This is a genomic window from Clostridium bornimense (assembly GCF_018917145.1).
GTDB classification, from domain to species: Bacteria; Bacillota; Clostridia; order Clostridiales; family Clostridiaceae; genus Clostridium_AN; species Clostridium_AN bornimense_A.
The window spans coordinates 70828-94301 of the sequence record NZ_JAHLOD010000006.1; the positions used below are offsets into that span (position 1 = coordinate 70828).

At 27.7% G+C, this 23474-nt stretch carries 20 protein-coding genes and 1 pseudogene; 6 read left to right on the forward strand and 15 right to left on the reverse strand.

Annotated elements, in window-relative coordinates; genetic code table 11:
- Positions 1–76: 76 nt before the first annotated feature.
- Positions 77–1726: a PTS transporter subunit EIIC gene (locus tag KQI30_RS03545; protein ID WP_216461822.1), complete on the reverse strand. Its 1650-nt coding sequence runs from the start codon at positions 1724–1726 to the stop codon at positions 77–79.
- A gap of 559 nt (positions 1727–2285) precedes the next feature.
- Positions 2286–3968, reverse strand: a complete 1683-nt coding sequence (locus KQI30_RS03550) for a PTS transporter subunit EIIC (protein ID WP_216461823.1) — start codon at positions 3966–3968, stop codon at positions 2286–2288.
- Positions 3969–4423: 455 nt separating this feature from the next.
- Between KQI30_RS03550 and fba the strand changes: the two genes are divergently transcribed.
- Positions 4424–5287 (forward strand): class II fructose-1,6-bisphosphate aldolase, encoded by an 864-nt coding sequence (gene fba / locus KQI30_RS03555; RefSeq protein ID WP_216461824.1) that lies wholly within the window; start codon positions 4424–4426, stop codon positions 5285–5287.
- A gap of 85 nt (positions 5288–5372) precedes the next feature.
- Here the strand turns inward: fba and KQI30_RS03560 are convergent, their stop codons facing one another.
- Positions 5373–5621: a pro-sigmaK processing inhibitor BofA family protein gene (locus KQI30_RS03560; RefSeq protein ID WP_216461826.1), complete on the reverse strand. Its 249-nt coding sequence runs from the start codon at positions 5619–5621 to the stop codon at positions 5373–5375.
- A gap of 223 nt (positions 5622–5844) precedes the next feature.
- On the opposite strand from KQI30_RS03560, the gene KQI30_RS03565 reads away from it, so the two are divergent.
- The gene (locus KQI30_RS03565; protein ID WP_216461827.1) at positions 5845–7029 is read left to right on the forward strand and encodes a glycosyltransferase family 2 protein; all 1185 of its coding nucleotides are present in this window, start codon (positions 5845–5847) and stop codon (positions 7027–7029) included.
- A gap of 111 nt (positions 7030–7140) precedes the next feature.
- Here the strand turns inward: KQI30_RS03565 and KQI30_RS03570 are convergent, their stop codons facing one another.
- From KQI30_RS03570 to KQI30_RS03590, 5 genes are read right to left on the reverse strand one after another with little or no spacing between them, the layout of a single operon-like run.
- Positions 7141–7602, reverse strand: a complete 462-nt coding sequence (locus tag KQI30_RS03570; protein WP_216461829.1) for a GNAT family N-acetyltransferase — start codon at positions 7600–7602, stop codon at positions 7141–7143.
- 1 nt (position 7603) lies between these two features.
- Complete coding sequence (gene rffA / locus KQI30_RS03575; protein ID WP_216461830.1) at positions 7604–8746, reverse strand: dTDP-4-amino-4,6-dideoxygalactose transaminase; 1143 nt, start codon at positions 8744–8746, stop codon at positions 7604–7606.
- Positions 8747–8762: 16 nt separating this feature from the next.
- Positions 8763–10193 (reverse strand): glycosyltransferase family 4 protein, encoded by a 1431-nt coding sequence (locus KQI30_RS03580; protein WP_216461831.1) that lies wholly within the window; start codon positions 10191–10193, stop codon positions 8763–8765.
- Positions 10194–10218: 25 nt separating this feature from the next.
- Entirely contained in the window at positions 10219–11349 is a 1131-nt protein-coding gene (locus KQI30_RS03585) for a glycosyltransferase (RefSeq protein WP_216461832.1), read from the reverse strand.
- Between the two features lie 4 nt (positions 11350–11353).
- Positions 11354–12415: a glycosyltransferase gene (locus tag KQI30_RS03590; RefSeq protein WP_216461833.1), complete on the reverse strand. Its 1062-nt coding sequence runs from the start codon at positions 12413–12415 to the stop codon at positions 11354–11356.
- Positions 12416–12880: 465 nt separating this feature from the next.
- Here KQI30_RS03590 and KQI30_RS03595 point away from each other — a divergent pair, with 465 nt between their 5' ends.
- Positions 12881–13474, forward strand: a complete 594-nt coding sequence (locus KQI30_RS03595; protein ID WP_253287368.1) for a transposase — start codon at positions 12881–12883, stop codon at positions 13472–13474.
- 289 nt (positions 13475–13763) lie between these two features.
- Here the strand turns inward: KQI30_RS03595 and KQI30_RS03600 are convergent.
- The 4 genes and pseudogenes from KQI30_RS03600 to KQI30_RS03615 form a co-directional block, all read right to left on the reverse strand.
- Positions 13764–14168 (reverse strand): annotated as a pseudogene (locus tag KQI30_RS03600) (transposase); the annotation flags it as partial.
- Between the two features lie 268 nt (positions 14169–14436).
- Positions 14437–15861, reverse strand: coding sequence for a glycosyltransferase (locus KQI30_RS03605; protein WP_216461834.1), 1425 nt, complete (start codon positions 15859–15861; stop codon positions 14437–14439).
- A 4-nt stretch (positions 15862–15865) separates the two neighbouring features.
- Complete coding sequence (locus KQI30_RS03610) at positions 15866–16537, reverse strand: glycosyltransferase family protein (protein WP_216461835.1); 672 nt, start codon at positions 16535–16537, stop codon at positions 15866–15868.
- Between the two features lie 4 nt (positions 16538–16541).
- Entirely contained in the window at positions 16542–18281 is a 1740-nt protein-coding gene (locus KQI30_RS03615) for a glycosyltransferase (protein WP_216461837.1), read from the reverse strand.
- A gap of 146 nt (positions 18282–18427) precedes the next feature.
- Between KQI30_RS03615 and KQI30_RS03620 the strand changes: the two genes are divergently transcribed.
- Positions 18428–19240: a methyltransferase domain-containing protein gene (locus KQI30_RS03620; RefSeq protein ID WP_216461838.1), complete on the forward strand. Its 813-nt coding sequence runs from the start codon at positions 18428–18430 to the stop codon at positions 19238–19240.
- A 58-nt stretch (positions 19241–19298) separates the two neighbouring features.
- On the opposite strand, the gene KQI30_RS03625 is transcribed toward KQI30_RS03620, so the two are convergent.
- The 3 genes from KQI30_RS03625 to KQI30_RS03635 all read right to left on the reverse strand — a co-directional run bounded on the left by KQI30_RS03625 (position 19299) and on the right by KQI30_RS03635 (position 22047).
- On the reverse strand, positions 19299–20375 hold the full coding sequence (locus KQI30_RS03625; protein ID WP_216461840.1) for a glycosyltransferase family 4 protein: 1077 nt from the start codon (positions 20373–20375) through the stop codon (positions 19299–19301).
- Between the two features lie 139 nt (positions 20376–20514).
- Complete coding sequence (locus KQI30_RS03630; RefSeq protein WP_216461841.1) at positions 20515–21330, reverse strand: mechanosensitive ion channel family protein; 816 nt, start codon at positions 21328–21330, stop codon at positions 20515–20517.
- Between the two features lie 72 nt (positions 21331–21402).
- Entirely contained in the window at positions 21403–22047 is a 645-nt protein-coding gene (locus tag KQI30_RS03635) for a pentapeptide repeat-containing protein (RefSeq protein ID WP_216461842.1), read from the reverse strand.
- 286 nt (positions 22048–22333) lie between these two features.
- Between KQI30_RS03635 and KQI30_RS03640 the strand changes: the two genes are divergently transcribed.
- Together KQI30_RS03640 and KQI30_RS03645 are read left to right on the forward strand one after the other, a co-directional pair.
- On the forward strand, positions 22334–22522 hold the full coding sequence (locus tag KQI30_RS03640; RefSeq protein ID WP_216461843.1) for a hypothetical protein: 189 nt from the start codon (positions 22334–22336) through the stop codon (positions 22520–22522).
- Positions 22523–22525: 3 nt separating this feature from the next.
- Positions 22526–23446 (forward strand): serine hydrolase, encoded by a 921-nt coding sequence (locus KQI30_RS03645; protein WP_216461845.1) that lies wholly within the window; start codon positions 22526–22528, stop codon positions 23444–23446.
- Positions 23447–23474: the final 28 nt, after the last annotated feature.

Here is a 23474-nt window from a genome sequence, read left to right on the forward strand (position 1 = left end):
TTTACCTGTAAAAATAGAGCTGTCACTCTAAACTCCACATCAAGTAGAATTTTATGTAACAGCTCTATTCTTAAATTTAATCTATTCCTAATATACTCTTAATTTCATTTTTATAAGGATCAGCTTTAGCTCCAAAAATAGCTTGAATTCCATTGCCTACTTCTACTACACCAGATGCTCCTAATCTCTTTAGTTCTTCTTTATTTACTTTAGATTTATCCTTAACTTCAACTCTTAATCTTGTAATACATGCATCTACACCAACTATATTTTCTTTTCCTCCTAAGGCTTCTAATACTGCTGGAGCTTTTTCTGCGATCTCATTCTTACCTTCTTTAGCTAATTTATAATCTGCCTTTGTATATAACTTAGTTTCTTCATCATCATCTTCTCTACCAGGTGTCTTTAAATCAAATTTCTTAATAATAAATGAGAATAAGAAATAGTATATAACAGCATATATAGCTCCTACTAAAAGTACCATATACCAACGAGTAGGAACCCCTGCCCCTGCTGGAAGTAGTCCAAATAGTGTATAATCTATAACACCACCTGAAAAAGTCATTCCTACAAATACATTTAATATATCCATCAACATAAATGATAATCCCGCAAGTATACAATGTATTCCATATAAAGCTGGAGCTACAAATAAAAATGTAAATTCTATCGGCTCAGTAATTCCAGTTAGAAATGCTGTTATTGCTGCTGATGCTAATAATGATCCTACTACTTTTTTCTTTTCCGGTCTAGCATTCTTATACATTGCAAGTGCAGCTGCTGGTAAACCAAACATCATGAATGGGAATTTACCTGCCATAAACCTTGTAGTTCCTCCTACAATTGTAGACATTGTACTTGAATCTGCACCTACTAGACTTCCCATGCTAGACAATTGAGCAAAATATGCTGTATTTGCTCCATCTACCACTTGCCATGCTCCATCCACTAAAATATTTCCTTCAACAAAATTACTGAACCAGAATGGTGTATAGAATACATGATGTAGTCCAAATGGAATTAACGCCCTCTCTATTACTCCATATAAAAATGTACCAATAAACCCTGCATTTTTAACTAATTCTGCTACAACAGCTATACCATCTTGTATTACTGGCCATAAAAATGCTAAAATTGCTCCTACTACTGCCATAACTAAGGATGTAATAATAGGTACAAACCTTGATCCTGAAAAAAATCCTATAACTTGTGGCAATTGAATATTATAAAATTTATTATGAAGTGCAGCTGTTACAATTCCTGTTATAATACCTCCAAACACTGACATATTAAGTGTAAAAATACCTACAGAAGTCGTTACATATGTTGAATAATCACCTACATTATCTGGTGTTACAACTCCTAATTGAGTTACTCCCAAACCTAAAAGTGTTGAAATAACTTGATTCATAACAAGAAAGCCAAAAACTGAAGCTAAAGCTGCTGTTCCTTTTTCTTTATTTGCAAGTCCAACACCAACACCTACAGCAAATAATATAGGTAAGTTTCCAAATATGATATTACCAATATCATTCATTACAGTTAACAATGCATTAACAAACCCTATGTTTACAAATTTTATTAATGGTTCATAGACAGCTGGTGGATTGTCTAATCCAGCTATTCCAAGAAAAGCTCCACCTATTCCTAATAATATACCCGCTATTGGTAATGCTGCTATTGGCAACATAATAGCTTTACCAATTCTTTGTAAAAACTTTAACATATATGATTCCTCCCAAGAAAAATTTATTATAATAGTAATTTTTTACTATATATAATCAAAAGAAAAAGGCTAAAACATACAAATGCTTATACTATTGCATTTATATATCTTAGCCTTTGCCTGCCAAACAGTAACAACGCTACCTCTATTTTACAATATTATGATAATACTTTTAAATAATATTGTAAATGTTTTCTTGGAATTTTTTTGATTTTTGTATATCTGCCCAATATTATATATAAAAATTAAGAAGGACCTTAATATAATGAATTAAAAATAGTGCACAGTTCACAATTATCAGTGCACAGTGAAGGTTAATTTTCCCCTGTGGGGAAAATATTATAGTCCTGCGGACAGCAGAGCGTTTCCATTTTTACTGTAGATAAGAAAATTATGTTACAACTCCAATTCCATGACCAAATTATGGACCGTGACTTCGCATTTACAATCTCAGAAATTCCTCAGGAATTTCTACCATTACTGTGCACTGAAAACTGTGCACTAAAAAAGGCTTTCGTCTACAAATTTTCATTTGTTATTGCGAAAGCCTCTAACTTTACTAGTCTATACCTAAAATATTTTTAATTTCGTTTTTATAAGGATCAGCCTTAGCACCAAAAATAGCTTGAATTCCGTTTCCTACTTCAACTACACCAGATGCTCCTAATCTCTTAAGTTCTGCCTTATTTACTTTAGATTTATCTTTAACTTCAACTCTTAATCTTGTGATACATGCATCAACACCAACTATATTTTCTCCGCCACCTAAAGCTTCTAATACTGCTGGAGCTTTTTCTGCAATCTCACCTTTTCCACTTCCACCATTGTTAGTAGTGTCAGCATTTCCACCTTTAGATGCTTGATAATCTGCTTTACTATATAATTTTACTTCTTCTTCATCTTCATCTCTACCAGGAGTTTTTAAATCAAACTTCTTAATTATGAATGAGAATAATACATAGTATACTACTGCATATATTGCACCAATTAAAAGTACCATATACCAGTTAGTTTTAACGCCTGCACCAGCTGGAAGTAATCCGAATAATGTAAAGTCGATTACACCACCTGAGAAAGTCATACCAATGAATACATTAAATATATCCATTAACATAAATGATAAACCTGCAAGAACACAGTGTACTCCGTATAAAGCTGGAGCAACAAATATAAATGTAAATTCTAATGGTTCAGTAATACCAGTTAAGAAAGCTGTAACACCAGCACCTACTAATAATGAACCTACTACTTTTCTCTTTGATGGAGCAGCACATCTATACATTGCAAAAGCTGCTGCTGGTAAACCAAACATCATGAATGGGAATTTACCTGCCATAAATCTTGTTGTTCCTGATACAATTGTTTTCATTGTTTCAGTATCAGCACCAACTAAACTTCCCATGCTAGATAATTGAGTAAAGTAAGCTGTGTTTGCACCATCTACTACTTGCCATGCACCATTTACTAATATATTACCTTCAACAAAGTTACTGAACCAGAATGGTGTATAGAATACGTGATGTAATCCAAATGGAATTAATGCTCTTTCTATTGTTCCATATAAGAATGATCCAATAAATCCTGCATTTTTAACTAACTCTGCTATCACAGATATTCCATCTTGTACTATTGGCCATGCAAATGCAAGTACTGCCCCTACTACTGCCATTGCTAAAGATGTTACTATTGGCACAAATCTTGATCCTGAGAAGAATCCTATAACTTGTGGTAATTGAATATTATAAAACTTATTGTGAAGTATTGATGTTACTAAACCTGTTATAATACCACCAAATACTGACATGTTAAGTGTAAATATACCTACTGATGTTGTAGTATATGTTGCATAATCTCCAACATTATCAGCAGTTACAACTCCTAATTGAGTTGCTCCTAAACCTAAAAGTGTTGAAATAACTTGATTCATTACAAGGAAACCAAAAACTGAAGCTAATGCAGCTGTCCCCTTTTCTTTATTCGCAAGTCCTACTGCAACCCCTACTGCAAATAGTATTGGTAAGTTACCAAATATAATATTACCAATGTCATTCATTACAGTTAATAATGCATTAACAAAGTCTATATTTACAAACTTTATTAATGGTTGGTAAACAGCTGGTGGATTATCTAATCCAGCAATTCCAAGGAAGGCTCCACCTATTCCTAATAGGATACCAGCTATTGGTAATGCTGCTATCGGTAACATAATAGCTTTACCAATTCTTTGTAAAAATTTTAGCATAAATAATTCCTCCTATAAGCAATCTTTTGTTTCTTAATAGTCTCTCTCTTGTTAAGTTACCCTATTAAGTCTTTTGTTATTCTAATTCTTGCAACAAAAAAAGACCAATAATAGATATAATAATTTAGTATACCTATAATTAGCCTTTGCCTGCATAATCAGTAACAACGCTTGTCTTGCGACTTCTACATAATATCATGACTTTTTATCATTGTAAAGGTTTTTCTAAAAAAAATATACTGTAACATCTAACCATATATTGTTTATCTATTCCTAATCACAAAAATAAAAAAATTATTCTAAGATAGGTAACCGTTTACTATTACCTTATTAGTTAAAAAGGTATTCACTTTTCGATAATTTAAAGTTATAATACCTCATAGGAAGAAAAATAATTTAACAACAAAATATTTTTCTTTGTTTTACAACAAATTTAATTATATGGAGGTTACATAATGTTAGTTTCAGCTAAAGAAATGTTAACAAAAGCAAAAGCAGGTAAATATGCTGTAGGTCAATTTAACATCAATAACTTAGAATGGACTAAAGCTATTTTATTAACTGCTCAAGAAAACAACTCTCCAGTAATCCTTGGAGTATCTGAAGGTGCTGGTAAGTACATGGGAGGATATGACGCAATCGTTGGAATGGTTAACGGTTTAATCAAAGACTTAAACATCACTGTTCCTGTTGCTCTTCACTTAGATCACGGTAGTTATGAAGGAGCTTTAAAAACAATTGAAGCTGGTTTCTCTTCAGTTATGTTTGATGGTTCTCATTATTCAATAGAAGAAAACATAGAAAAGACTAAGGAATTAGTTAAATTAACTTCTGAAAAAGGAATCTCTTTAGAGGCAGAAGTTGGTTCAATCGGTGGAGAAGAAGACGGTGTTATCGGTGCTGGTGAAATCGCTGATCCACAAGAATGTAAAGCAATTGCTGATTTAGGAGTTACTATGTTAGCTGCTGGTATCGGTAATATCCACGGACAATACCCAGAAAACTGGGCTGGATTAAGCTTCGAAGCTTTAGATAACATCCAAAAGCTTACTGGTGATATGCCATTAGTTTTACACGGTGGTACTGGAATTCCAGAAGATATGATTAAAAAAGCTATATCTCTTGGAGTTGCTAAAATCAACGTTAATACTGAATGTCAATTAAGCTTTGCTGCTGCAACTCGTAAATATATAGAAGAAGGTAAAGACTTACAAGGTAAAGGATTTGACCCACGTAAGTTATTAGCTCCTGGTTTTGAAGCAATCAAAGCTACAGTTAAAGAAAAAATGGAATTATTCGGTTCTGTTAACAAAGCATAATAAATAGATAAAAAGAGCTATTGCTTACGAATTAATTTTCGTAAGCAATAGCTCTTTTGCTTTATTGTTATAAAGTAAATTTTACCTACATCAGAATACTATATATTAATACTAATATGACTCCTGGTAATCCTAAAAAACCACTTATCAATGCTGTCCAAATATTTACTATAACTGTTATTCCTATATAGGATCCGAAATAATTAATTACATTCAAAGTAATTATTCCGACAATACCATTAATAAGAATTTTAATAGGTAACTTTAATATTTTTAATATCATATATAACAATAAAACTCCAACAACCCCTGAAATTATCAAATCAAAATTCATATTAAACACCTTCTTGCTAATTATTTATACTAATATATAAAGCACTCTTACATATAACTACATCGCTTTATTATATTGCATATTTCTCTTTAAAATTACTTATATTTAATATAATAACATATAATATAAATGAAAATATACATTTTTATATTTTATTATAGTAACAACATTAATATCATTTGTATAATATATAAATGAATTATTTATATTAGGGAGAGTTTAAATGTTTATTACAGAAAAAATAGATAATTTTAACAATCTATTGAACGACTATATCAAAGATTTACCTACATTATATAAAACTGTTAATTTTTTTCAAAACTCTTTAGATGGTAACCTCTCCTTAGATGGAATTAAGTTTTATCTAAAGAATTATACAGGCTTATCCGAAAATCAATATAATACCTTATTAGGTTATTTCGAAGAAATATTATCTTTTATGCCAAAAGACAATACTATATTAGATGAAAATAAATTAATAAGTGTAGTTATACCTACCTATAATCAAAAAAAATTTCTACAAGAAGCTATCGATAGCGTTTTATCACAATCATATAAAAATATTGAATTAATAATAATAGATGATGCATCTACCGATGGTACCGAAGAAATAGTAAAATCAAAATATGGTGATAATAATAAAGTTTTTTATTACAAAAATAGTACAAACTTAGGCACTGGTAAAACTATAGTAAAAGGTTATAATCTAATAAATGGTGATTTCTTTGTGGTAATGGGTCATGATGACTTTTATATTGATATGGATTTTTTTAAAAACGCTCTAAAATTATATAGAGAACATGAAAATATATCTTTTATATGTGGCGGTGTGCTTATATCTAATATTAAATATCATTCACTAGAAAAATCAAAAGTAAACTTACCCTTTATAACTAGTGGCAAAAAATACTTTGAAAATTTATTTCTAAATCAATACCAACTTCCTAATTGCTCAATTCCTACTATATTCAACAAAAAACTTTTGGATAAAACACGCCCTGGTAATAGTATATCTCTTGATGATGTAGAACTATATATGAAGGCATTATTAACCGGTAATGCTATAATACTAAATAATTTTGTATCTGTATACAGAATTCATGGAAATAATAGTAGTTTTAATTACCCTATATCCGCTTTATTAAATTCATTTGATTCAAGATTAGAAATTCTACATTCTGCAATTGATGACTATAATATTGATAAAAACGTTGTGAAAAAAGTACATTCCCGACTACTAAATATTAGTATACCTTGGTATCTCACTTCTTCAAAAGTTTCTACTGAAGACTATCGACTCCTTATTAATTGGCTAAATTCTAACGCATCAGATTATTTAAGTGATAATATAAATTATTTAAATATTCTTTATATAAATAATATCCTTCAGAAAAAGCATTCTTCTTAACTTTTTTCAATTATTACTACAAAAAAGATGATTTCTACATAAAATAGAAATCATCTTTTTTATTTGTAAGAAAATATATGCTAAAAATTATATTATTCGTAACTCATTAACCTATTTTATTATCGTAAATCCTAATTTTTTATATAAACATATAGCTTCTGTCCTAAAAGAATCTGTTTTCAATACAACTCGCTTTTCACCTTTACTTACCATATATAACATCGCAGCTATAACTACAATTTTAGACAATCCTCTTCCTCTAAACTTACTATCCACCGCTACCATATGCAAATAACCTGTTTTTTCACCATATTCAGGTCTATACCAAGCTGTAGCTGTAGCTATGACTTTCCCTTTATATTTTAAAATAAACACTCTATCTCTAGAATATACACCTTCATTCTTCAAATTTTTATCTATATCACATTGAAAATTAAAAACCTCTGAAATCAAGTTTTCCCATTGTTTCTCATCTTCTATGTTTTCAATTACTCCTAAACTATATTCTTTCGGTATATCTAACTTTTCCCTATATCCTACTAAAAATTTCTCCATAATAATTTTATTTTCCATATCATATTTCTCCACCTTTAGTAAAGAATTCTGTAATTTTATTTGTAATATATAAAATATCTTTTTCTTTTAACCCATAATACATTGGTAGTCTTAATATTCTTTCACTTTCCTTTGTAGTATACTTATCCTCTCCATAAAATCTTCCGTTCTTTTTTCCAATACTTGATGAATGCAATGGTATATAATGAAATACTGTAAGCACTCCATTAACTTTTAAATAACGTATTAACTTATCTCTTTCCTTCATATTCTTAACCTTAATATAAAATATATGACCATTAATATCACATTCCTTAGGAACACAAGGTAATTCTATTAAAGATTGTTTTTCTAATTTCTTTAGATTTTTATAATAACATTTCCAACTGTTAACTCTATCATCATTTATTTCATCAACAATTTCCAATTGCGGATACAAATATGCTACATTTATTTCACTGGGTAAATATGATGATCCTATATCTACCCATGAATATTTGTCTACTTCTCCTCTAAAAAACTTACTTCTATCTGTACCTTTTTCTCTAATTATTTCAGCTCTTTCAATAAATCTTTCATCATTTATTAATAGTAATCCGCCCTCTCCCATAGAATAATTTTTTGTTTCATGAAAACTATAACAACCAAGATTTCCTATTGTTCCTAAATACCTATTATTATATTTACTCATCATTCCTTGCGCCGCATCCTCTACTACATACAAATTATACTTCTTTGCTATTTGCATAATCTTATCCATATTGCATCCAACTCCTGCATAATGGACAGGTATAATTACTTTTGTTTTTTCAGTAATTGCTTTTTCTATAATATCTTCATCTATATTCATAGTATCTGGTCTAATATCTACAAATACTATTTTTGCTCCTCGAAGGACAAATGCATTAACCGTTGATACAAAAGTATATGAAGGTGCAATAACCTCATCTCCTGGCTTTATATCGCATAATAGTGCTGTCATCTCTAATGCATGGGTACATGAAGTAGTGAAAAGCACCTTTTTAACATTAAATTTCTTCTCAAACCAACTAGAACACTTTTTTGTAAATGCACCATCCCCTGAAATTTTCTTCAAACTTATAGCAGATTTAATATTATCTATTTCTTTTCCTGTTACAATAGGTTCATTGAAATTAATCATATTTGCCTTCCTTAAATTATTGCTTTAAAAATAATGCCCAAAATAAATCATTGTTACCAATATTATTATTTATTTTAATATTTTCATTAACAGTATGATTTTTAATTTTACTATATAATTCTTCTATTTTTTTAGGTATATCACTACAATGCTTCTTTCTTATCTCCAATTGTACATTCTTTTTATTACTGTTAAATTCATTATTTATATAATTGATAGCTTCATCTACATTATTAAAACAACATTGCTCTATCTCTTCTCCAGTATCACTAAATAATGGTGCTACATGATTTTTAAATTTTATTATTTGTAGTCCATACATTGCCGCATCTAGTAACGCTGTAAAACTACTAAACATAAATGAATCTAAATACATATCTGAAATCATATATAATTCTTCAATATTTTCAGTTCTACCTATTACCTTAACCCTTTCATTTGTGTCTAAACATAATTGTTCCCATTTTCCTTCCCGTTTAGGACCTACAATATATGCTATTGTATCATTAGTCTCAAAAATTATTCTCTTCAAAATATCAATATAACTATATTGATTAATACTTTTAAACTTATACTCTTCGGCTATTGTCAAAATTACTTTTGTTTTTCTATCTATTCCATATTTATCTCTATATTTTTCTTTATCAAAATCTCCTTTTTCACTTAGTGGTACCGGTAATATAAAGGATTCCCTAGCACCTCTTCTTTCAAATGACAACTTTTTTGACTCCTCACGGCAATCAACAATAACATCAGCAATACTTGATCCTATCCAAAATCTATGATCTGCGTGATTTAAAATAAAAACTGGTGGTCCCCCTTCAACAGCAAAGGCTAATATCGGAATCGGATCTTGCATATGACAATGTAAAATAACAATATCAGACCAAGAATACGCAATTTTTCTTAATAATGATGCACTTTTCTCATAGGTTCCATAAAAGTTATTTAGTGAATATACAAAACCACCATGATTTTTTACCTCTTCTATCAATTCCTCTGGTAATGTATTCATTTGCCATGTTGTGATCAATGCACTAATAGAATCTTCATCTTTCTTTATCCAGTTCTTCACAAGTTTAGTATGTCCACCTATTTTATATCCTTCACTAATTACATGCAGTATTTTTCTTTTCGATGTAGTGTAATTCTCCAACATTAACTCTACATCCTGAAAATTATTTTTATCCATATCTATGTTTTTTCCACATATCAAAAGAGCTTTTTCTATATCTTCATTACAATATTCTCCTGTTGCTTTATATTGAACATAATCTGCATATTGAAGTGATAAGTTAGCTACCCCTTCAATATCAATATTATTAGCACAATTATCAATTTTCTTTATAAGTTCTTCAGTATAAATTCTATTTTCTTTAATTATCTTTTTCCCTTCGTTTATATCAAATAAAAACATATTATCTTTTATATCATTAAGATTTTCCATAAAATTCTCCTTAAATTGACTATTACTATATAATCTCACCACCAACTTTTAAATACATAGTAAATTTATCTTTTATTCCTTTGTCACTTATTTTATTTCCTAATAATATATAATCAAAAAATCCTTTTGGATATGGTAATTTAGCAGTTCTCACATCATCAATAATGACGTTAAGTACCCCTTTTGAAACTTTACCTATAACAAAATTCTCTTCTATCCCATATAAATCAACATTTTTATACTTATTTTTCAATTCTAATAATGTTCCTCCTAAACCACATCCTACTTCTAAAATGTTTTTCTTCTCATTATTTTTTATATCTATTTTATCAATTAAATTCCATTTAACCGGTGCACCAAATGCTACTTCAAACCCCCATTTTTCAATAAATTTATAATAATTTGTGCTTATCAAAGCACCTAATCCATCCTTCTTTTTAAAGCTAGCACTTCCAAAGTGATGTACAAAAGTATCCTTACATACTAATAAGTTATACCCACTACATAATATTCTTATTGAAATATCATCGTCTTCATAATGGCCTGGTGTAAATCTTTCATCTAAAACTCCAACTTTATCAACAACTTCTTTTTTTATCAAATAGCAATAACCTATTAACTTAATCCTATATTCCCATAATTCATTATTAGAGATGTTAAATTCATTTGCAAACTCTAACATTTCATATATATTGCTATAGTTTATATCAACTTGTTGATTATTTGACACATAATTAGATACAGGTCCTACAGCTCCTATATTAGAATTACTATAAAGTGCTTTATTAAGATTTTCTAGCCATCTAGGTGTTACAATGATATCATTATTTAGCAATAAAATATCACCTACAGCAATACTTATCCCTTCATTACAAGCAGCTGTAAACCCTAAATTATCTTCATTTAATATTATTTTTAAGTCATCTTGATTGCTAATCCATTCCTTTGTGCCATCTGTAGAATTATTATCTATAACAATAATTTCATATGATCCCCTTTTAGTGAACTTTCTAATACTTTCTATGCATAGCTTTGTATATTCTAAACCATTAAATGTAACTATGATAATACTAGTAAATTTACTACTCTTATTTGAATGAATATATTCAAAATTATTTATTGCCTTTAAATCATTTTGTAAGTTTTTAACCTCCATTCATCTACTCCCCCGTATTACATTCTCTAATTAATACCTTTTCTATATTATCAACAACATTATCAACATCGTATTTTAAAACGGAATCAATACAACTTTTAACTTTTGGTAAATCTAACTCTCCATCTTGTATTTTATTAATCAATTCTGCTAATTTTAAATAATCTCCTCTCTCTATAAGCCATCCATTTACACCATCTTTAATCATATATGTTGGACCACCACAACTAGTTGAAATCACAGGTATACCTCTAGCTAATGCCTCAACTACAACTAATCCAAATCCCTCCAAATCAGAAGTAAGTATTAATGCTGATGCCTCATCTACATAATCCCAAGGATTCTCTTTCCATCCAGTCCATTCTATATGATTATATATTTTTAAATCTTCTGATAACTTTACAATCATATCATGATCTATTCCATCTCCTATAAGCTTGATATTCCACGGCTCTTTCACTAATGCTAATGCTTTAAAAAGCACATCTAACCGCTTCTCTACATTGGAAAATCTCCCTACAAAAAGCAATTTTAGATTTCTATCTGGTCTTTTACATATTTTTTGATTTTTTACTTCTACCGGATTTCCAACTACAAATATTTTTTCTCTATTAATAGTCTTAACCAGATCCTCCATAACATTTTCACCTATTGCTAAATGAGCATCACTATATTGCAAAAAATTACGTCCACCATAGAAATCTATAGGACCATGTATCCATGAGATTATTGGAGTTTTTTTCTCACTTCCTTCATTAACAGCAACATGACATATATAACTTTGAAGTGGCACATGTGTTGCTATTACAATGTTTGGTTTATCCATAGATTCTAAAAGTTTCTTATATCCATTACCATATTGCTCTAAATACGAACCCCATGGAATTTCTTCACCATAATAGTATATTTCATCTAACTTTTCTTCCCATTCTATATACTGAGGTCTATATGCTTGAAATACCCTAACTCTATGTCCCTTATTCTTGAGGCCTCTTGAAACCTTTGCGATAACATCTTCTAACCCACCTCTTCCCTGACCATAATACAATACTATATCTATTATCATATCTTATTGATTCTCCTATCAACACTTACAATACCATTAACTTCCTATACCCAATATATGTTTTATAGAAATATTTGATACAATATATACTTTTCAAGTTAAAAGGGGCTGTAGCACAAAGAAGTTATATCAGAGTGCGGCAAGTTTCTTCAGCAAGATAGAATATCAAGGCACAAGGCCAATGTCATAAACTTAAGCTGTAAGAAAATGCAAAAGAAAAAAGATATAAATATATAATAAATTCATCTATAATCAATATTACATTAAATAATATTGATTATAGGGGAAATTTTTTTGAGTGAAATTAAAAAATTAAAAATAAGAATAGAAAATCAAATAAAATTATATATGACATAATGTTTTTATATGAATTTAGAGTTTAAAATACGTATTTTACAAGGATGAAAGGCAGTAAAGTGAAATTTAATACAGTTGAAATATTTAATTAAAGTTATCAGTTCATTTTTGAAAGAAGTTGTTAATGTTTCGAATAAAGATCAAGTTATAGAAGTAAAATATAAAAATACTTTAATAAAAATGCGAGTATTAAAATTTTCATTAGAGGCAAATATAACAGAAATTTTAATAACAAATATTTTTGATGAAGATTTTACCGTAGCCGATTTCAAAGAACTTTATTTTAAAAGATGGGGAATTGAAGTTAAATATGATAAAATAAAAAATAAACTTCAAATTGAAAACTTTACTGGAGAAACACCAATAGCTATAGAGCAAGATTTTTATGCAACAATGCACTTAGTTAATATTGTTGCATTAGCTAAAATGGATGCTAATGAAATTATTGAAGAGGAATATAAAGATAAGAATTTAAAGTATGAATATAAAGTTAATACAAATATATTAATTGCTAAATTGAAGAACACATTAATCATGATGATATCTACAAATAATCCATGGAAGCGAAGGCATATGTTAAGGTATATAGGAACAGAAATTGAAAAAAATGCTATTCTAATTAGACCTTATAGAAGCTTCAAGAGGAAGGTTCGTAGAGAAACTCGAAAAGTAAATATACTTAATAAAAAGAGAGTTCTATAGTATAATAATATAAGTTTATATGTAAAAATTTGCATGGATTACATGGAAGTTTATTTGTCATGTTTAAAATTATAGATAAGAAAGTATTTATGATTATTCTCTATTAAAAGTTAGTGTAAAATTGAGTGTGTGAAGAAAACTCTGTAAATAGCTTTCTATGATAATTATTTTAGAGGTATAAGCACCATAATTTGGTGCTCATACCTTGATTACAATATAATAAATAAAAATATGCATGTCAAGAACACCCTTAAACGGGTGTAATTTTTTTATTGTAAAACCGGTAGGTTTATTCCGGTAATCTACCTTCGTACATTATTGATAATTCTCCATAAACCTTACCCCAATTTCGTAATGGCAAATTCCACTTCTTTGTAGCTTCAAAAGTAGCTAAATACAAAGCTTTTAATAGTGCAGTATCACCCCTAAAATACGCTTCTTTGACGATTTAATCTACGATATGTACTATTTAAACTTTCTATAGCATTTGTAGTGTAAATTACTTTTCTTACATCTGATGAACAATACAACGTTGATATTCAGTATTGGGAAATGCTACATTGATAGATTCTTTAATTCCTGTAAGACCATCAGCACAAAGAATGAGTATATCTTTTACACCACGGTTTTTAAGCTCATTTAGCACACTAAGCCAGTATTTACTGCTTTCAATAGTTCCACCAAGTAAATCTTTTAGTGCATCTCGAATATCTTCAGCTGATTGAATATCATATTCCTTAAGTAATGCAGCAATAATGTTCTTTTTTCCTTCACTCATTCTTTCTTTTCTTTTTCTCATAAAAAACAGCCTCCTATAATAATTTTATTTTATCATAGAAAACTGTCATTTTTTTAATTTACAGACTTTATTTCATAGTCTCATATGTACTATTCAACAATCATAATAAAAGAAGATATCGCTAACGATTTTTAATTTGTTAATGCGACATCTCCTTTTACCTTTAAATATTTAGTTTAGCTTTAATATAATATTTATCAATGTTATAATTTATCCTATCAAATTTTCCATACTTAGTTAATACATCTATTAATTCTTTATTACAGTCCTCCTCTAAATAATACCTATAAAACATATCATCTATGGTTAATTTATTCTCTAACGAAGTATATATTTCATCTATATGAAAATATCGCAAAACCTCATTGGAATTACCACTAAATTTTCTATTAATAATGGCTTTTATATTATTGATATATATAATATTATTAACACTAAGTAATATATACCCTCCATCTTTCAAATATAAAAGTAACTTCTCAAGTACCTTTATTGGAGTACTAACCTTTTCTAATACACTACCTAAAATTATATAATCAAAAAACTTTTTATCATAATTAAAATTTGCAAACTCAATATCCGATATTTCAATTTTACCTATTCCCTTAGAAATATTAACTACATTTGCATCCTTCTCTATTCCAAATAAATTGCTTCTCTTATACTTATTTTTTATCTCCAATAATGTTAATCCAATACCACATCCCACTTCTAAAACATTTATATCTTTTCCCTCATCTTCCTTAATAAATCCTATTAGATTTTCACGTATCTTATTAAATCTCACCATGTCAAATTTCCACTTGTCATCAAACTTAACTTGACCTTTATTCATTATTTCATATCTCTTAGGATTTTTTCTAATAGTAACATCTGAAAAATGATGAATAAATGCATCATCACATTGTAATATCTTATATCCATTACTTATCAAATTTAACCCTAAATCATAATCCTCGAAATAAGCTGGAGCAAATCTCTCATCAAAAGCCCCTACCTTATCTAATACTTCTTTCTTTGCCACAATACAATATAGTCCTAATAATATCTTTCTCTTCCACCTACTTGAATTACTTATATTATTTTTTATTGCAAATTTAAGCATTTCATCAATGTTATCGTAGTTAGTGGGAATAGTTATTGATTGCAAACCTTTATTTACTACAGCCGTCACCGCAGCTACATATTTATCACTATATAACGCTTTGCTTATATTATTTATCCAATTAGGTGTAACAATAGTATCATTAGCAAGAAAAACTATTGTATCACCCTTAGCTTCTTTATATCCTATGTTAAAACCAGGTGCTATTCCAACATTGCTTTCTAAAAAAATTGTTTTTATATCATCTTGTTTTTTTAGCCATTGTACTGTTCCATCTTTTGATCCATTATCAACAACTATTATTTCGCAAATGCTTTTCTCTGTAAATTTTTTTACACTCTCTATACAAAGTCTAGTATTCTCTAATTCATTAAATGATAATATAATTATACTTGTAAATTTCATAAAATCTTTTGTAGGCTTAAACTTATATTTTTTTATATATTCTAAAGTTACATCATCAATTGATATATCATAAGCCATAAGTTTATATATTCTCCTTTATATATTCCCTAACAAATATCTTTCTATTTTCTTCATACATATTCATATTTACCTTTCCACAGTCATGAATACACCAAATATTATCTTGCCTTGGAACAATTATTTCATATCCCCTATTAATAAACTCTCTACTTTGAGAGGCATCATAAAAATGCCATCCTTTAAATATATCTTCTCTCCACTTCACATCATATTGTGTTATCATTATTAATCCATCTATTATATCAACTTTTTCATATTTTCCATCGATATCTCCATAAGATAATAAATGAATATATCCAGGATCACCAGTATCATAAACTCTTGTTATTACCTTAGAGCACTTAGACCATATACCAGTAGAATCTATACCTCTACCTCCTGCAACACCAATCATAGCTATTTTTCTATTTTCAAATAAATCTAAGATTTCGTATATAAATCTTTTATTAATAATAAAAGTATCTTGATGAATATATACTTTATATCTTGCATCCGTTCTATTCATTGCACTATTGTAAGCACTGGTAATAGATTTAGCTTTCCTTATAGAAATAAACTCGATTTCTATACCTTCTGGTATTTCTAAGTTATTAATATAAAACTTACATTCCTCATATTTTACTTCATCATTAACCGCTGTTATAAAACAAACCTTATTTTTATTTTTCTTCACTTAATCACTGATACTCCTTATTACAAAATAAATACTTATCAATTTCTCCGCATAATTTTATCCAACTAAGATTTTTTCTTGCATACCTTTGTGCCTCAATACAGTTCTTTTCTAATAAATCTTCATTTAAACATATATCTTTTAACACTACAGAAAGTCTATCAATGTCATTAACAGGAACAATGGACCCAAATTCTTCATTGTTTATTATATCTCTTGCACCATCTACATCCGTTGATATAAGATAGCATCCATTTGATATTGCTTGTGAAAATACATTAGCACAAGCCTCACTAGGCGATGTTAAACAAAATACTTTAGCACTTTTGTATTTATCCTTAAGCTCTCTCTTATCAAGAAATCCAATCAATTTCACTCTTTCTTTAAGTTCTGGATAACTTTCATAGTACTTATTTATATACTCTATAAAACTTGGCTCTATATTACCTACTAACTCAATACTCCAACTATAAAGTTCTTTTCTTACCTTAGCAAATGCTTCTAAAAGAATATGATTTGCTTTTTCTATTGATCCTACTCTACCTACAAAAAGTATAGTATTTTTCTTTTCCTTATAATTAATATCCTCATTACTTATAAAATCATAATACCCATTAGGTATATATTTTACATTCAAATTCCATACACTATTTATATATTTTTGTACATTTCTATTTTCTACAGAAATTAATTCACACTTTCTTAATGTATTTAGTATATAATCATTTACATATCCATTAAGATATCCCATTGACTCCATTTTTGCATCTAACTTTATAAATACTTTTCCAAAAGGATTAATTTCTTTATACCTGTTTATTAGTTCAATATTAAAAGGATATACCCATATTAACATTAATACTCCTGATTTTGATATTTCTCTTATGGAATCTTCTATATCTTTACCAATAAAAATAGGAATATCTCCTAAAAACTTTTTATTAGAAGGAAATTCTCTCCTTTCACCAGTAGTAATAAAACTAGCATTATATCCAAAATATTGTTTCATTACATAAGGTATTAAGCATATATCTTTTGTTAAATGTTGATCTTCTAATTGTGGAAAAAACAGTGAGATTCTCTTTTCTTCCATAATTGAGTATTCTTTTAAATATATATTTTCATACTTATAATAATCATCTTTGTATTTTCTTTTAATAAAAGTACCCCATGGTTTTTCTTCTCTTATAACAACAACTTTATACTTTTGACGTTGAAATTCCATACATTGAGCCTCATCATAAAAATAATCGTCAGAAAATAAATCTTCCCTCCATTTAATATCATATTGTGTTGCTATAACCATTCCACTTACTGTTTCAACTTCTTCATAAGCATTCTTAGGGTTTCCAAAAGAATCTAAATGTATATTTCCATCTTCTATAATATATTTTTCCCTAATATTAAATCTTTCTTCTAAATTCACTCCGTAATTTGATGTAAAACTTCTTCCTTCAACTCCTATTATTCCAATCGTTTTATCTTTATGAAAAATCTCTATAATATCTTTTATAATATGTTTATTGGTAATAAAAGCATTTTCATCAACATATATTTTATACTTAGATTTAGCTATAATCATTGCCTTATTATATGCTTCAGTTACAGAGTTTCCTTCTGTTATTGCTAAAATTTCTAAATTCATATTTTTAGGCACTTCTAAATTCTTTATATAAAAAAGGCATTCATCATAAATATATTTATTTTTAACATATGTTATAACAGCAATACTATATTCATCCATATATGATTTCCTTACATAATATATTTCTAACACTTACAATATATTAATAACACTTATAATTGATACCATATTATTAGTAACATAAGTTTAAATATATGAATACTTTAACTTTATATAAATATATTATTGAAAGCTAGGTGAAATTTATGAGTTTTTTAACCTTAATGGATAAACCTACGAATCAACCAATAAACATATTAGTATTAAACTATACTAATACAAATTTAATTTCAGATATAAAAAATAAATTTATTAATTCAAAAATTTACACTATTACAAGCAAAAATTTCAATGATATTACTACTATTAATAGTGATATAGAAACTATTTCTCTTAATTTTAAATATAACTTTTTTGATTACATCATTTTAGATCATACATTGGAAAAATTAATAGATCCCTGGAGTACTATTGGTAAAATTTCTAGATATCTAAAAATATCTGGTAATCTTCTCTGTAGTTTCACTAACATAATGCACATAAGTATTATAAAAGATATCTTAAACGGCACTTTTTCTTATAAAAATTCCAAATTGCTTGATAAAAATATCTTAAGGCTCTTTACTATTAAAGAAGTAAAAGAACTTCTTTCTGAAAATAATTTTAGTGAGCCTACTATAATTAATTATTATACGATTTCACAAGATAATGAGTTAATTGAAAAATTACTTTCTCTTTCTAACAATAGTTCTTATTTAGATTACTCTACTTATGAATATTTTATTAGAAGTACTAAACAAACAGATTTATCAAAATATAATTCCATTGATATGATAAATATAAAATATAAATTAATGCGAATAGATAATAAATTAGATATAGAAAACAGTGTATCTTATATACTAAACTATAAGTATGAAGACTTAGATGAGTTTACTTATGATATACAATATTTAATAGATCACTATACTATAAATAAAGATTTTGTACTAAATACATTAAAATCTTTATTACACTAAAATGGCAAAAACTGATTGCCTTTCATTTAGGAAATCAGTTTTTGCCACTTCAAATATATTAATTATTGTTATAAAACAAAAATTTATTAATTTTATCACATAGACTTATCCAACTAAGGTTTTCCTTAGCATACCTTTGAGCCGATATACAATTGTCTTCTAATAACTTTTCATTTTGGCATATCTCTCTTAATACACTGGAAAGCCTATCTATATCATTGACAGGAATAATACATCCGAATTTTTCATTATCAGTTATATCTCTTACACCATCTACATCAGTTGATACCAAATAACATCCATTTGATATTGCTTGTGAAAATACATTGGCACATGCCTCACTAAACGATGTTAGAGAAAAAATCTTAGATTGTTTATATCTCTCTTTAAGTTCTTTTTTACCTAAAAACCCAACTAATCTTACCCGTTCTCTTCTCTTTGGATTATTATTATAATAATCATTGATATATGGCATAAAACTTGGATCTACATTTCCTACTAATTCAATACTCCAATCTTTAAGTTCATTTTCTATCTTAGCAAAAGCCTCTAGAAGAATATGATTTGCTTTTTCTGGTGCTCCTACTCTTCCTACAAAAAGTATGACATTTTTTTTCTCTTTATAATCGATATAGTCATCACTTACAAACTCGTAATATCCATTAGGTATATACTCTACTCTAACACCCCAATTATTATTTATAAATTCTTGATTATTCTTATTTTCTGCAGTAATTAGGTCACATTTTTTTAACGCTCCCATAATATAATCATTCATATTAACATGTAACCTACTTAACCAGTATGAATTCATATCTAACTTAAGATATATTTGCCCGTTTTCATTTAATCTTTTATATCTATAAATTAAATCTACCACATCATCATAAATACCAAACATCATAATAACATCTGCACTTCTTAATTCTTTATCTAAATGCTCATCACTTTCTATAGAAATTATTTTCAAATGACCTAAATATTTATCATTATCAGGAAAGTCCTGTTCATTTGTATAAGTTAAAATACTAGATTCATAACCATAGTATTTCTGCATAACAAAAGGAATTAAACATATATCCTTAGTAAAAACTTCATTACATATTCCTGATGAGTATAAAACAAACTTTTTCATTATATTCACCTCAATATTCTTCAACAATAAGTTCTACCTTACATACTATATGTACTAAAGATATACTCTGATACATATCAAAATATAGAAAAGGAACTAATTCATACTATTATCTGTGCATTAGTTCCTTTATAAGAATTTAATTTTGTTTTATATGAACATCCATCTGTGGATATGGTATTGATATATTTTCCTCATCAAATTTGATTTTAACTTTTTCTAATAAATTATAGTATACAGTCCAATAATTTTCTGTATTACACCAAGCTTTTACCACAAAACCAACAGCATTATCTCCATGCTCTGAAATAGATACAAAAGGTTCCGGCTCTTTCAAAATCAATGTTTCATCATCAATTATATTTTCAATAACCTTTTTAACTTTAAGTACATCTTCTTCATAACCTACTGAAAAAGTAATGTCAACCCTTCTTAAATCCTTTGATGTATAATTTGTAACTGTAGTATTAGCTAATGTACCATTAGGAATCATTATTTCTTTATTATCTGGCGTTAATAAATGGGTATAAAATATGCCTATTCTCTCAACAACTCCAGACTTTCCATCCCCTTCAATAAAATCTCCTACGTTAAAAGGTCGTATTAGAAGTATTATTACACCTCCTCCAAAATTAGACAAACTTCCTTGTAACGCTAACCCTACTGCTAGTCCAGCAGACGCTAATAATGCTGCCAATCCAGCTGTAGCAATTCCAACATACTCCATTACTATTAAACATAATAAAACCTTTAGTGAAATATTTAAAACTGCATCAAGAAACGAAGCTAAAGTACGATCTACTTCTCTTTTTTCTAAAACTGCATTCATTATGCCTAGTAATTTTTTTACTAGTTTCCATCCAACAATAAGAATTATTATGCCTATAACTAGTTTAATTCCTGTTGTAGATGCCCAATGAATTAATTTTTCTACAATCTTTTCTACATCTATCATATACTTCTCCTCCTTTAGCCTTTACATTATATAAAATATATTATATTTAATCAAATATAACATTAGAAAATATCAAATAATTGTTATCCTCAATAACTTACTTAATTCTAATGCTTGCACAGGAGTCACCTTTACACCAGCAATATCATTTATCTCACTATCTATTCCGTCAATAGTACAAGTAGATAAATCTACATTATATAAAGATGTTTTATTAAAATAACTATTACTTAAATCTGTTTTTATGAAATATACATTTTTTATATATACTTGCTGAAAGACTGCTTCTTGAAAATTACAAAGGCTAAACTCAACATTCTTTAATTCTCCAAAAGAAAAATTGCTATACCTACCAACGCATTCTTTAAAAACTACATCTTTAAAATGACTATCATCAAATTTTGCTCCTACAAGCTTACAATTTACAAATTCCACTCTTTGTATAGCACTATTACTAAAATCTATGTTAGATAAATCACAATTTTCAAATCTAGTATCAGTTAAATCTATATTTTTTAAATTGCAATTAATAAATTTAGTATTTTTAAACACACAAGAATCAATGCTAATTCCCATATCATCTTTTTGTAATATTTCAATGCCATCTACAATCCTATCTTTAATTCTGTCTGAAAAAAGAATATCCTCATTATAATCATTGATACTCTCTAAGTCATTTATATATTTGGGCTTTTGTATTTTAAAATTCTTACTCATATATTAAATTTTGCACCTCTTTTATTTGTTCTATTAATAAATATCCTTACAATATATTAACACATATCTATAAATATATCCTCATTTTTATTGATGAACCACAGACACTTGTAAAAGTTGTGAAAGTTCAAATATTAAATATTATATATAAACATACTATTTTTCAAATGTAAAAGTGTCTATTTTTGTTAAAATCTCTTCTATTTTATTACATTTTATGCTATAATATTGTATTATATTGTAGAAAATAATTAAATTTTGTTGATTTATATAAAAGGAGGAACTTATGAAAGAAATTAGAATTTTTAGTAATCTAAATAAATTACAATTATCACAAGAAGTTAATGATTTTATTTGTAATAATAAAATTAAAATTCATAGTTTGCAATATGATACTACAACAATAAACTTCATCACAAAATCAGTACAATACTCTGTAATGGTGGTTTTTGAAAAAAATGATTCTACGGTGTAATTTATGATTAAAAAGAAAGTATTTTTATCAATAATATTATTACTAACAACATTTTTTTCTATAATACTATATAATATGCCTTTAAGTTTAAATGTTGGTAGTTCAAAAAAATTATTAAGTAACAAAATGAAAGCCACAACTAAAACTGAAAATAAAGTTGATATTGATGAAGTTATTTTAAATGAATATTTCAGCAATCTTGAAACTGCTATATCTTCAAATATTGCACAATATGGGGATAATGTAGGTTTAACTTTTTATGATATTAAAACAAAGCGTACAATATCCTTTAATGGTGATAAAACCTTTGTTGCAGCAAGTACTAGTAAGGTTCCTCTAAATATGCTTCTTCTTAATAAAGTAGCAAATGGTGAAATAAAAAAAGACACTACTGTTAAGTATAGTGATAATGATTACGAAGGCGGCGCTGGTATACTACAAAGTAAAGATTTATCATCACCAATAGATATATTTACATTGTCTAAATATTCCATTATTTATTCTGATAATATAGCAACAAAGATGATTTCAAATCTTATGGGTGGAAAAAATATAGTTTTCAAACAATATGATAATATTCTGGGATATGAAGCTGATCATACTGATAACGCTATTACTTCTAATGATGCTGCCCAATACCTTAAAGTTCTTTACTATAATAAAGATAATAATCCTTATTACGATACTTTAATAAACAATATGAAAAATACTATGTATCACGATAGAATCGATAAGTATATTGATCAATCACTTGTAGCTCATAAAATTGGAGATTATGAGTCCTATGTAAATGATATTGCTATCATCTATGCAAATGCTCCGTATATACTTACTATTTATACTAAAAATGTTACAGATTCTAAAGAAGTTATTGCCAAAACTTCTCAAGTAATATTTGATTTTCAAAATAATCGTGAATTTTAACAAAAGGTTGTAATTCTTATTACAACCC

What these genes read in the sequence shown, in the direction of transcription:
- KQI30_RS03545 (WP_216461822.1), bottom strand. Translation starts at nt 1,726, where the DNA reads ATGTTAAAGTTTTTACAAAGAATTGGTAAAGCTATTATGTTGCCAATA.
- KQI30_RS03550 (WP_216461823.1), bottom strand. Translation starts at nt 3,968, where the DNA reads ATGCTAAAATTTTTACAAAGAATTGGTAAAGCTATTATGTTACCGATA.
- fba (WP_216461824.1), top strand. Translation starts at nt 4,424, where the DNA reads ATGTTAGTTTCAGCTAAAGAAATGTTAACAAAAGCAAAAGCAGGTAAA.
- KQI30_RS03560 (WP_216461826.1), bottom strand. Translation starts at nt 5,621, where the DNA reads ATGAATTTTGATTTGATAATTTCAGGGGTTGTTGGAGTTTTATTGTTA.
- KQI30_RS03565 (WP_216461827.1), top strand. Translation starts at nt 5,845, where the DNA reads ATGTTTATTACAGAAAAAATAGATAATTTTAACAATCTATTGAACGAC.
- KQI30_RS03570 (WP_216461829.1), bottom strand. Translation starts at nt 7,602, where the DNA reads ATGGAAAATAAAATTATTATGGAGAAATTTTTAGTAGGATATAGGGAA.
- rffA (WP_216461830.1), bottom strand. Translation starts at nt 8,746, where the DNA reads ATGATTAATTTCAATGAACCTATTGTAACAGGAAAAGAAATAGATAAT.
- KQI30_RS03580 (WP_216461831.1), bottom strand. Translation starts at nt 10,193, where the DNA reads ATGGAAAATCTTAATGATATAAAAGATAATATGTTTTTATTTGATATA.
- KQI30_RS03585 (WP_216461832.1), bottom strand. Translation starts at nt 11,349, where the DNA reads ATGGAGGTTAAAAACTTACAAAATGATTTAAAGGCAATAAATAATTTT.
- KQI30_RS03590 (WP_216461833.1), bottom strand. Translation starts at nt 12,415, where the DNA reads ATGATAATAGATATAGTATTGTATTATGGTCAGGGAAGAGGTGGGTTA.
- KQI30_RS03605 (WP_216461834.1), bottom strand. Translation starts at nt 15,861, where the DNA reads ATGGCTTATGATATATCAATTGATGATGTAACTTTAGAATATATAAAA.
- KQI30_RS03615 (WP_216461837.1), bottom strand. Translation starts at nt 18,281, where the DNA reads ATGGATGAATATAGTATTGCTGTTATAACATATGTTAAAAATAAATAT.
- KQI30_RS03620 (WP_216461838.1), top strand. Translation starts at nt 18,428, where the DNA reads ATGAGTTTTTTAACCTTAATGGATAAACCTACGAATCAACCAATAAAC.
- KQI30_RS03625 (WP_216461840.1), bottom strand. Translation starts at nt 20,375, where the DNA reads ATGAAAAAGTTTGTTTTATACTCATCAGGAATATGTAATGAAGTTTTT.
- KQI30_RS03630 (WP_216461841.1), bottom strand. Translation starts at nt 21,330, where the DNA reads ATGATAGATGTAGAAAAGATTGTAGAAAAATTAATTCATTGGGCATCT.
- KQI30_RS03635 (WP_216461842.1), bottom strand. Translation starts at nt 22,047, where the DNA reads ATGAGTAAGAATTTTAAAATACAAAAGCCCAAATATATAAATGACTTA.
- KQI30_RS03640 (WP_216461843.1), top strand. Translation starts at nt 22,334, where the DNA reads ATGAAAGAAATTAGAATTTTTAGTAATCTAAATAAATTACAATTATCA.
- KQI30_RS03645 (WP_216461845.1), top strand. Translation starts at nt 22,526, where the DNA reads ATGATTAAAAAGAAAGTATTTTTATCAATAATATTATTACTAACAACA.